The following is an 11,536-nucleotide window of genomic DNA, read 5'->3' on the forward strand; positions in this document are numbered from 1 at the left end:
AATAAATATATATATATTGCTAGCTATACTAAAAAGCTATATTAGAAATTAATGCTCAGCCCACTCGACTGAGTTTAGATCAACACCTTCTTGGTACATATCCCAAAGTGGTGATAGGGCACGTAATTTATCAACGGCTTCATGCATCTGTTTGATAACAGTATCGATGTCTTCGTCAGTAGTATAACGGCCGAAGCTGAAACGGATTGAGCTATGTGCCAATTCATCTGGACGACCGATTGCACGTAGTACATATGATGGCTCAAGCGTCGCTGACGTACAGGCTGAACCTGATGATACCGCTAAGTCTTTAAGTGACATCATCAATGACTCGCCTTCAACGAAGTTAAAGCTGATGTTTACAATGTTTGGTACGCTGTTCTCAAGATCACCGTTTAAGTAAATCTCTTCGATGTCTTGTAGGCCATCCCAAAGTTTCTGACGTAATTTGGCTGCATGTGCATGGTCGGCTTCATAGCTTTCGTTAGCTAAAGCAAATGCTGCGCCTAGGCCAACAATCTGATGCGTTGGTAGTGTACCTGAACGCATACCGCGCTCATGACCACCGCCGTGTTGCTCAGCTTTCAAACGAATACGTGGCTTACGACGAACAAATAATGCGCCGATACCTTTAGGGCCGTATGCTTTATGACCTGAGAAGCTCATCAAATCAATTTTCATTTCTTCAAGATTGATTTTTACTTTACCAACAGACTGTGCGCCATCAACATGGAAAACCACGCCAGCTTCGCGAGTGATTTCACCAATCGCTGCAACATCAGTAATAGTACCCAGCTCATTGTTCACCATCATAAGTGATACTAAAATCGTATCATCACGTAGTGCTTCTTTTACTTGCTCTGGTAGGATAAGACCTGTGCTTGGCTGTGGCTCAAGATACGTAATTTCAAAACCTTCTTGCTCAAGCTCGCGGCAGGTATCTAATACAGCTTTGTGCTCAATTTTACTGGTAATGATATGTTTGCCACGAGACTGATAAAAATGTGCTGCACCTTTAATGGCTAGGTTATCAGACTCAGTCGCGCCAGAAGTAAAGACGATTTCGCGTGGATCAGCGTTGATAACTTCAGCAACTTGACCGCGAGCAGTTTCTACTGCTTCTTCCGCTTGCCAGCCGTAACCATGTGAGCGTGAAGCTGGGTTACCAAAGACACCATCTACAGTCAAATACTCGCTCATCTTGGCAGCTACTGATTTAGCAACTGGGGTAGTGGCGGCATAATCTAAGTATATAAGGTTGTTATGTTGGCTCATGCTGGGTTTGCCTCGCTGTTCGATAGAGTAATAGTATTAATGTCTTTTATGGAAATATCTTTTGTAGAGGTGTGCTGACGCTCTGAGACTGACTGCACGTTTTCCATATCTAATAATTGCGCTAATGTTATATTTTTCAAGTACTGTTCGATATGATTCGACAGTGCACACCACAGATCGTGAGTTAGGCACATTGTACCACCTTGACAGTCACCGCGTCCTTCACACTGCATCGCGTTTACTGACTCATCAACCGCAGATATGATGCTCATCACATCTATCTCATTCAATGGCTTAGCTAGGTGATAACCACCTGCAGCACCGCGAATACTCGTGACAAGACCGCGTTTACGAAGTTTAGAAAATAACTGTTCAAGATACGAGATTGAAATCGATTGCCGTTTGGCGATATCGGATAATGATACAGCACTGTCTTGTTGGCTGGTCTGTAATGCCAAATCTAATAATGCGGTAACAGCGTATCTGCCCCGAGTAGTCAAACGCATGTGTTATCTCCAAACTTGATGTCATTTATGTTTAACAACGATCTTAGCAAAGGTTTGAATCAGCGCTCATAAGATAAAGAGAGCAACCAATAATACGTCAGCTAAGTTTTGTCTTATCGTTATTGAACAACAGATGATTAACCCGATGTGTGCAACGATTGAGGTAATTATACTTAATCCCGAGTAATTTAGTCAAGATTAAAGTGTGGTTCAATGGTTAATCAAGCTTATTGCTGTAATTGATAAAAACAATGATGTTTAGAATAGATATATGAGTGAGACATAAGTAGCTTAATTTGTCTGCTACAGATACGTTTGACGAAGTAAAAAATAAGCGTTCAATATCTATAGAAGACATTGAACGCTTATTTATAGGTAATTCAGCGAACTAAAACTAATTCATCAATAATGCGATGACTGAGCCGATCATAATGACGAGGGCGACAACAGTGACAATCATCAACGTCTTTTGCTTGCTCTGAAGCTCTCTCACGGTTGTTTCAAGTTCACGGTTTTTAATGGTTAAGGTGTTAATCTGTGTTTGCTGTTCTTTAATACGAAGTTTATAGTTATTCTTTTTTTCTTCCAAATCAGCTTCTGTAGGTTTGGTTTTAGTCTTGCCACCCTTTATCTTTTTGATCAGACCCTGAATCAAGCTGCCAAGCCCAAGTTGCATAATAAACTGTTTGACCAGTTGTACTTGAATCGACTCACCGCGCATCTGTAGCTTTTCAGTGGTTTCGCTATCATGAGTGGTGATGGCGTTGATAACTTGAATGCTATAGGCATTGATAACCACGTCAGGCTCACTACGACCAATCGGCAGCTGAGCATCTAGTAACACGCCTTTGGTACTAAAGGTGGCAAATACTTCTACATGCGGTAAATACAGGCGAAGCGCCACCACGGTGCCTTGCTTGGCGAGCGGATAAGCGGCCTTACGCAGTTCAGGATCCAAACGTAACAGTAATGTCAGCGCCGACTCGATAAATACTAAAATGATATTAAGAAAAGAGTGAGACAACGTAGAACGCTTCATGTAAGTAATCCGTTTTTTATTTAGCAAGTTTTAGATATTGAGCAAACAGAAGTCTGTATTTGCGCAAGGCTTGCAGTGATATTTTGCTTATAGTAACGTCTTTATAATAAAAAGTAACGCTAGTTTCTGTAGTGGCTAAACTATTACATTACAATTTAGCAGTCAATAAAGACACTCTTATTTATGACCAGTAATATACAAACTTAATGTATAGCAATGCACAGACGGCAATTGACAAATCTGTCAAAGCGTAGAAAATAGGAAAGCCAATCGTCTCAGTTATGCAGAGCCACTTATATATAAATTCCTAACGCTTTGCGTAACATTAGGTGTCAAATACGTAGTGTAGAGCACAAAAATATGTAAAATCGCTTGCGCTCCTTATGCTGCCTTGATATAAAGACGATAACAAAGAAGAACCTGTTAATGCGCCAGTTAGGTAGTTTTTATTGCGTAAGCACCATGAGAGCGTTACAATACTTGGCGTGAGCATTTATTACCCCCTTAAACTTGAAGGAAATTTTATGAATAAGTCAGAATTAATTGATAGCATCGCAGACAAAAGTGGTCTAAATAAAACCCAAGCTGGTGATGCATTAAACGCTGTTATGGAAAGTGTTGGCGAAGCGCTAGAAGCTGGCGATAGCATTTCATTAGTTGGCTTTGGTACTTTCAGTGTAAAAGATCGCAAAGCACGCACTGGTCGCAATCCTAAGACTGGCGAAGAGCTAAGCATTCCAGCAAGCAAAGTACCAAGCTTCAAAGCTGGTAAAAACTTAAAAGAGCGCTTGAACTAAGCCGATTTTTTAAGCATAAAATGATAGTCGGTGGTCTATAGCTGAAGTAATGAGCTAACCATCGAAGAGAGCACCTAATATTTAGGTGCTTTTTTTATCGCTATAGTTTGTATCATGCGTCGTGAATATTTTGAGTCTGCATGAAAAATCACGTATCATAGGGCGCGCGATAGGTGTGTCATTTAAGTCAGATTTCTTTAGTAAATTTTGTTTTTTACTATAAAATGCATACGCTCTTACTCTTACCATTGCGAGCTTAGATAGCACTGATATTGGCAGGTTGCACTCAACAGCTCCTAACAGTATTACAATGGTTTTTCATCAATATAGGTTAATAAAGCAGAGATAACTATGGATAAATTGCGCGATTTCTTAAAAAGCTGGCCAGGTCGCATTTTATTGATTTTATGCCTATCGCCGCTCGCTCTCTTGGGTGTCGAAAGCTATTTTGGCGGCAACGTCGATCCCAACCAGATTGCGCAGGTAGGTGAGGCAAGCGTAGGACTGTCCGAGTATCAAACTGCTGTCAATAGCCGTCGTTCTGAAGTGCTAGAGCAAGTCGAAGATGCCAGCTTGTTGAATGAAGATGTGCTTCATGAGCAAGTATTAAAGGGTCTAATCGACCGTACGTTGTTAGAGCAGCAAGCAGGTAAGCTTGGTATGACAGTCTCTGACGATACGATCAATCGTCTGCTGCGTCAAGAAGAAATATTCCAAGATGCAGAGGGTAACTTTTCAAACGATCAGTTCTCAAACTTCTTGCGTCAGCGCGGCATGACCAAAAACCAGCTATTTGCAGAATTTCGCAATCAGTTAAGCTTGGATCAATTAAACGCCAGTATCGTTGGTACGGCTGTCTATCCTATGCAAGCAGTCAGTCAATTAATTGATTTGCAACTTGAATCGCGCAACGTTTGGGTGCATCGCTTTAATTGGCAAGACTATGCTGACAAGGTTAAGCTTAGCAAAGCCGACATTCAATCATATTATGATGCTAACAAAGACACACTGAAAAGTGCAGCGATGGTTGACTTGGCGTATATCCAGCTTAGCCCGCAAACTATTAAGGTTGATGAAGTAACCTCAGAAGAATTGCAGCAACAGTACGAAGCTTATAAACAAAGCATCGCGGCTACTGATGAGCGTAAAGTCAGTCAGATTCTGTTTACTGGTAAAGATGCTAAGACACGAGCCGATAAAGTGAAAGCACGTCTGAATAAAGGTGAAGCGTTTGCTGCGCTTGCTAAAGCAGAGTCGGACGATCCATCAGGTGAAACAGGTGGTGATATCGGACGTTTTAATCCGTCAGTGTTTGGCAGTGATGCAGATACTGTGCAAGAGGCACTAGAAGGTTTGAGCGTTGGTGATGTGACTGCGCCTATCAAAACCAGTTTTGGTTATCAGATATTTACGGTTACTGAAGACAATGGCAAAAAAATTCCAAGCCTAGACAGTATGCGTGAAGAGCTGACTGCAAAAGCAAAAGAGTATAAACGTCAGGAAATCTATGCTGATAAAGTGACTTCAATCAATGATTTGGCGGCAGATGGTTTCAGTATTGAAGATATTGCGCAGCAAGAAAACGTCAGCCTCAAGCGTATCAAAGATTATCGTAAAGTGAACAACAAGTCTGCACTGCCGCAACCAGCAGTCGTTAAACAGGCCTTTGATGAATTTACTATTCAGGATCAAGCGGTAACGGCAGGCGTAGAAGTTGGCAACGGTACCGTATGGTTACAGCCAAGCAATTATCGCCCTACTAAGACGCTTGCTTTGGCAAATGCAACGCTAAGAATCATTCAAATACTACGTCAGCAGAAAGCTACAGCATTAGCTTTAAAAGATGCTAAAGCATTGGCTGCTGGTATCAAAACGTCAGCTGATATCAGTAAGCAGTCGGTAAGTTTCCAAGCACTGGGTGAGATTAACCGTCAAACAACACAGCTAACAGACAAAGAGCGTGGATTGGCATTTAGCCAGCAAGCCGCTGATAATGGTGTCGTCGCGATTGCTAGTGAGACTGAGATGGGTGCAACGCTGTTGGTTGGAGACCGTATTAAAACTGAGCAGCAGTCACCGCTGTCTGATATGCAAAGAGCGCAAACAGCCAGTATCATTCGTGACAATTTAGGCCAAGACCAGTTGCAAGACTATTTGGACTATCTACGTATGGTATATACGGTTGAGATTAATGAAAGTAACATAGCAAACGCGCAAGGACGCTAAGTATTTGCTAGTTCGTTATTCTTAGATACTAAAAAAGCCACTGTATCAATTGATACGGTGGCTTTTTTATGGATGATGCTTTAACGATAATTATCACAAATACTATATAGACTGGGATTAGTTGCAGTAACAAATACAGTTGCTACAACTAATTCCAGTTTTAAACTAATAGGTGACTATTTAATGGCGGAAATGGCGCATGCCCGTGAATACCATCGCGATACCATGCTCATTAGCAGCAGCAATAGTTTCATCATCACGCATAGAGCCACCTGGCTGAATGATAGCAGAGATACCTACTTCAGCAGCATTGTCGATGCCATCACGGAAAGGGAAGAACGCATCTGATGCCATAACAGCGCCTTCAGTTGCTAGTCCAGCATGTTCTGCCTTGATAGCAGCAATACGTGCTGAGTTAACACGGCTCATTTGGCCTGCGCCAACACCGATAGTACGTTGGCCTTTTGCGTAGACAATGGCATTAGATTTGACGTATTTTGCCACGTTCCAGCTGAATAGTAGATCTGCCACTTGCGCTTCAGTTGGTTGTACATCAGTGACGATTTTTAGGTCGTTAGCAGTGATTAAGCCTAGATCTTGCTCTTGTACCAGTAGGCCACCGTTAACGCGCTTATAGTCAAGTTGGATATCGCGCTGATCTGGTGCTGGTAGCTCGCCGCATACCAATACACGTACGTTTTTCTTGGTAGCTGTCGCTTCAAGTACACCGTCTTCGATACTAGGTGCAATGATTACTTCTACGAACTGATTGTCGATAATGGCTTTTGCAGCAGCAAGCGTCAACGGACGGTTGAATGCGATAATACCACCAAAAGATGATTCAGGATCGGTGCTAAAAGCAGTACGATAAGCCGCTACTTGGTCATTATCAACCGCAACACCGCAAGGGTTGGCATGCTTAACGATAACGCAAGCAGGAGCGCTGAAAGCTTTAACGCACTCAAGCGCAGCATCGGTATCAGCGATGTTGTTATAAGACAATGCTTTGCCTTGTAACTGTTTAGCTGTTGCGATTGAGGCTTGTTTGCTTTTTAAAGGCTGGTTTTCAGTATAGAAAGCCGCGCTTTGATGCGGGTTTTCACCGTAGCGTAGGTCTTGTGCTTTTTCAAGCTGTACATTGAATGTACGTGGGAAGTTTTCTGGTTCTTGAGTTGCGTTGACACGGCTACCTAAGAAGTTTGCAATCATACCGTCGTACTGTGCAGTATGCTCAAACGCCTTTACTGCCAAATCATAACGTAAAGCAGTCGTCAGTTTAGTGCCACCGTCTAACGCATTAAGTACACGGTCATAATCAGCTGGATCAGTGACGATACCTACATGTGCGTGGTTTTTCGCTGCTGAACGTACCATGGTAGGGCCACCAATATCGATGTTTTCGATAGCGTCGTTCATAGTCACGTCAGCACGTGCAATCGTTTCAGCAAATGGATATAAATTCACGACGACCAAGTCGATACGTTCGATCGCATGATCACTCATTACTGCATCATCTGTACCACGGCGTCCTAGGATGCCACCATGAATCTTAGGATGCAGCGTTTTAACACGGCCATCCATCATTTCAGGAAAGCCTGTGTAATCTGATACTTCAGTCACGTCGACATTGTTTTCTGTGAGCAGGCGATAAGTACCGCCAGTAGATAATAAACCAAAACCTGCTTTGAGAAGGCCTTGAGCAAACTCGACGATATTAGACTTATCGGAAACCGATAGTAGGGCAAGTGGGGTTGTACTCATAAGAAATTTTCCATAAAAAAAGCCTGACGTAAACGTCTGGCAAGGTGATGATGACAACGGTATGCCGTATCATGATAGATAAAGCGAGAAACATTTAATTGCCATACATAATGATAGTCAATGATGATGGGTAAGCTCATATAACAATGCTACATTAAATCATAGGTTTTCATTTTTTTGCGCAAGGTGCCTCGATTTAGGCCTAATATCTGAGCACATTTGGTTTGGTTGCCTCTTGTTTTTTCTAGAGCGACAGATAAGAGAGGCTCTTCGACTTGCTTTAAAATCAGCTCATATAAATCAGTGGGCATCTCATCTCCTAGCATCGCAAAGTACTGACGCACCACACGCTCTACATGAACTCGTAGAGGTTGCTGCGCACTACTTGTATAGTTTTGACTAGCAAAATCAAAGCCGTGCGTAGGTGGTTGGTATTCGTCTTTATTATAATCGGCAGGGTGCTCAGAGCTTTTAGCAAAATGATTGGCATTATGCTGTGCATGAGGTGCCATAAAATAATATCCTTGAGATGAAGAAAAATTCTGATTGTAAGGGGTCAGAACCATAGTATATCAAATTAATATCGCCTAGCGCTGATAGATTCATCGTTATCTTGGCTATCACGGTCTAATTGAAAATGAATTTACAATATGTTTTCTACTCATGCTTATCTATATATGACACCCTAATTTAATAAAGAGCGGTCATAGTGATGTCGCGAATCTGCGCATTAGCAACAGGGATAGTAAACAATAGCTGTCTCTCTGTATTGGCAGCTAACTGACTTTGCTTTCCTAATAAATAATCGTTTGGATCTGCAATGAACTCTCCAATAAGCTCATCTTTACCATAAACGCTTATTTTTATATTTGGGTATAGTTGTGCCTGCGTGCTTTCATTACTTAAAGTGGCGCCTATATCGCTAAATATACCTGACGTTTGAACTTGACTGGACCTATGACTAAGATTAGTAACAGTAAGAGCTTTTAAATCGGCATTTGGTAGGCTACAAGCTGCCACTACACATAATTTTTGAAGGTGCTGAGCATTGTTAGGATTTTTGATTAATGTCTCTAAGTTAAACATTACGTACTGTGCAGCAAGTAAGAGTGCCAATACTAAACATCCAACGATCCAAAGCATAGAGGCAATAGAATGGGCGGCTGACATTGTTCCTGTTTGTAACGGCGCCTTTCTGACATGCTGTTTAACAAAACTATCTTCATCTTTTTTAGATATCCCCATCTCTATAAGTAACTGTGATAGATCGGTATCCTCTACTGGCAGCTCCTGATGCGGATTTTGTTCTTTAAGAAGTGCTTCAAGCCATGAATTGTCAGAGGTGTTGTCAATACTTGCATGAATATCGTTAGCAGCGGTTGAGCTTAATGCTCCCTGCACTATTGGCGAAGAATTTATTGCTGTGTGAGTGGTAGAGGGCGTTGATAGTCGTTCATGACTATCATCAATATTTTTGTAGGGTTTTTTTCGCAAGACATCCGTGATTCCTGTTGTACTAAGGTTTGCGGTACTTGCTTGAGTCAACCAGGTATCCATACTCTCTAATGAGTCGTACTCCAAAATAATGTCGTCTGACTCATCGACCTCCATGTCATCATATATTAAGTCATCATAAACTACGTTATCAGCCGAGCATTTTTTATTAATTGGAGATTTAGCTTTAGGATATGTTGTTTCAGTAGCTTGAGTAAGGGAGTGATCACTAACATCTTGAGTTACTATGAGGTGCTTGTTCACTAAAAATTCTTGCTTGCACTGGTTACAACGAATAGTGGCGTCGACTTTATTTAGTTGAGATTTTTGAATTGTAAAATCAGCTTGGCAGTGAGGGCATTGGGCTCTGATTGGCGTGATCATAGAGATGAATCCAAGTAGTTATGGTTATCAATACCGCTTAGCCAATCACGAAAAGCTATCTATAATACGCATTATACTTAAATGATTTCGATGAATTATGGGCAAAGACAGAGTGGCGTCAAATACATAACATTTGACTGCCCTCTATCGTAACAGATGTAATTAAATGTTGCTAGCTAGTAAATGTACCTGATAAACGCTGCCAGTGTTGGTCTTCTTGCGCAGTAAAAGCATGCTTTGGATCCAGTGCAAAATATGGCTGATAAGCTTCAGTTACTTGCTCGGTTTGCGACTCAATCAAACCTGCCAGTACGATACGACCTTTTGACGCTATCAGTGTTGCAAAGTAAGGTGCTAACCCAATAAGTGGCTTCGCTAAGATATTGGCAACGATCACTTCTACAGGCAACACATCATTTTGTGAGCAATACTCTGTGAATTCTTCTGGCAAGAATGCCTGCAAACGCGCGCCTACATTGTTGCGTACCGCATTCTGGTTGGTAGCGAGTACCGCCTGCGGGTCAATGTCGACTGCATATACCTGACGTGCACCCAATAGCAAAGCAGCAATCCCTAGAATGCCTGAGCCACAACCATAATCGATAACCACTTTGTCTGTTAGGTCTTGCTCTGTTAGCCAGTCTAGACATAGGCGAGTCGTAGCATGATAGCCAGTACCAAATGCTAAGCCTGGATCCATAATGATATTGGTAGCCTCAGGGTTAGGCGGCGTTAGCCAGTCAGGTACAATCCATAAGTCATTAGCACATTCGATAGGATGATAGTTGCTCATCCACTCGCGCTCCCAGTCCTTATCATCAACAGCAGTTAGCCAAATACGGGTAGCGTGTACTTGTGCAGCAATTTCATGACTTAATTGCTCAACCGCTTGACGACTACCAGCATCAGTCGTCGCATCAAATAGCCCTGTTAGTATCACCTCATCCCACAGCGGTGATTCACCTGGAAGTGGCTCAAACAAAGGTTGATCGCCAGCATCGTCCAAAGCTATTGATAATGCGCCTGCTTCTAATAGAAGCGCTTCAGCCAAGTCGACGTTTGATTTTTCACATTGTAAATGAAGTTGTTGCCATGCCATAAAGATAACCTTAAGCGGAAATAAAAATAAGTATAGGTGTTAGGGGTTGCCCTAGATAAATCTACATACAATGAAATGCATGATGTATATAGATGTTTTAACTAATGAATCTAAAATGTGCAAATATCAGTTATTAGCGCAATGCTTTTTTTGCTTCATTGACCACGCGTGAGTTACCCTGAGCTTGTCCTGATTGTAATATAACCTGCCATAGTGCTCGTCTACGATTACTGTCTTGAGAGACGCTAAGACCACGACGTGCCATCGCTTCTGCCTTACGAGGCTGGTTCTTTTTTAATGCTACTTGTGCCAAATAAAAATATACCGCTGATGACTTGGGCGCTAGACGCTGTGCACGGGTAAAGCTGTTCTCTGCATTGGTTAGATTGCCCGCTTTCAACTGACTGATACCTACTTGCATCAAATTGCGAAACGCAGGCAGATTACTATTGTTGCTGGCAGATTGTTGAGTACGTTGCTGCGAGTTTCTTCTAGCGCGCTCCAGTAGCTCATTATGTGACGGTACTGATGGTTCAGAGATTATATAGTCGTTACGAGAAGGCGCAATGATAACAGGATCAGGCTGTGTTACTTCTGGAGCAGGAGGCGTAAATATAGGTGTCTCTTGCGTTAATGGATTTGGCGTTTCAGGCTGTTCAACTGCATCGTAAGGCTCAGCTGGATTATAGCTTTCATCATCTGCTTCAGTGATAGGCGTTTGGGCAGTCGTCGTTGATTGCGCTGACGGGACCGTTTGCACTGTAGTCGACGTGCTAGGTGCCGTCTGACAAGCACTTAGGCTTAACATGCCAACGATCGCGCTGCCTGCAAGTAAGGTATTGCTTGACGTGATTTTATTACGCCATAGCATCATTACTTGTTTTACTGAAGTAGTTGTCCGTAAAGATGACACCATCATGTTAAAACCTTTTTAAACATTGAAAGCTAAATATCA

General features: G+C 42.1%; 10 protein-coding genes. 2 read left to right on the plus strand and 8 right to left on the minus strand.

Annotated elements, in window-relative coordinates; all coding sequences use genetic code 11:
- Window positions 1-48: 48 nt before the first annotated feature.
- The 3 genes from DXK30_RS05425 to DXK30_RS05435 all read right to left on the minus strand — a co-directional run bounded on the left by DXK30_RS05425 (window position 49) and on the right by DXK30_RS05435 (window position 2,820).
- Complete coding sequence (locus DXK30_RS05425; RefSeq protein WP_057759220.1) at window positions 49-1,275, minus strand: IscS subfamily cysteine desulfurase; 1,227 nt, start codon at window positions 1,273-1,275, stop codon at window positions 49-51.
- Complete coding sequence (locus DXK30_RS05430) at window positions 1,272-1,781, minus strand: Rrf2 family transcriptional regulator (protein WP_057759222.1); 510 nt, start codon at window positions 1,779-1,781, stop codon at window positions 1,272-1,274. Before DXK30_RS05430 ends, DXK30_RS05425 begins: the two co-directional genes overlap by 4 nt.
- Before the next feature lie 394 nt (window positions 1,782-2,175).
- Entirely contained in the window at window positions 2,176-2,820 is a 645-nt protein-coding gene (locus tag DXK30_RS05435) for a hypothetical protein (protein ID WP_114700834.1), read from the minus strand.
- Between the two features lie 524 nt (window positions 2,821-3,344).
- Between DXK30_RS05435 and DXK30_RS05440 the strand changes: the two genes are divergently transcribed.
- Complete coding sequence (locus DXK30_RS05440; protein ID WP_045445077.1) at window positions 3,345-3,617, plus strand: HU family DNA-binding protein; 273 nt, start codon at window positions 3,345-3,347, stop codon at window positions 3,615-3,617.
- Window positions 3,618-3,968: 351 nt separating this feature from the next.
- A complete protein-coding gene (locus DXK30_RS05445) occupies window positions 3,969-5,843 on the plus strand; it encodes a SurA N-terminal domain-containing protein (protein ID WP_114700835.1) in 1,875 nt (624 codons plus the stop codon).
- Between the two features lie 180 nt (window positions 5,844-6,023).
- Here DXK30_RS05445 and purH read toward each other — a convergent pair whose 3' ends face one another.
- From purH to DXK30_RS05470, 5 genes are all read right to left on the minus strand, one after another.
- On the minus strand, window positions 6,024-7,604 hold the full coding sequence (gene purH, locus DXK30_RS05450; protein WP_114700836.1) for a bifunctional phosphoribosylaminoimidazolecarboxamide formyltransferase/IMP cyclohydrolase: 1,581 nt from the start codon (window positions 7,602-7,604) through the stop codon (window positions 6,024-6,026).
- 149 nt (window positions 7,605-7,753) lie between these two features.
- Window positions 7,754-8,116: a helix-turn-helix domain-containing protein gene (locus DXK30_RS12935; protein ID WP_114700837.1), complete on the minus strand. Its 363-nt coding sequence runs from the start codon at window positions 8,114-8,116 to the stop codon at window positions 7,754-7,756.
- 178 nt (window positions 8,117-8,294) lie between these two features.
- Window positions 8,295-9,482: a DUF3426 domain-containing protein gene (locus tag DXK30_RS05460; RefSeq protein ID WP_114700838.1), complete on the minus strand. Its 1,188-nt coding sequence runs from the start codon at window positions 9,480-9,482 to the stop codon at window positions 8,295-8,297.
- A gap of 172 nt (window positions 9,483-9,654) precedes the next feature.
- The gene (gene prmA / locus DXK30_RS05465) at window positions 9,655-10,581 is read right to left on the minus strand and encodes a 50S ribosomal protein L11 methyltransferase (RefSeq protein WP_114700839.1); all 927 of its coding nucleotides are present in this window, start codon (window positions 10,579-10,581) and stop codon (window positions 9,655-9,657) included.
- A 133-nt stretch (window positions 10,582-10,714) separates the two neighbouring features.
- Entirely contained in the window at window positions 10,715-11,500 is a 786-nt protein-coding gene (locus DXK30_RS05470) for a tetratricopeptide repeat protein (RefSeq protein ID WP_227670762.1), read from the minus strand.
- Window positions 11,501-11,536 lie beyond the last annotated feature (36 nt).

This window comes from Psychrobacter proteolyticus (assembly GCF_003350005.1).
Classification (GTDB): domain Bacteria; phylum Pseudomonadota; class Gammaproteobacteria; order Pseudomonadales; family Moraxellaceae; genus Psychrobacter; species Psychrobacter proteolyticus.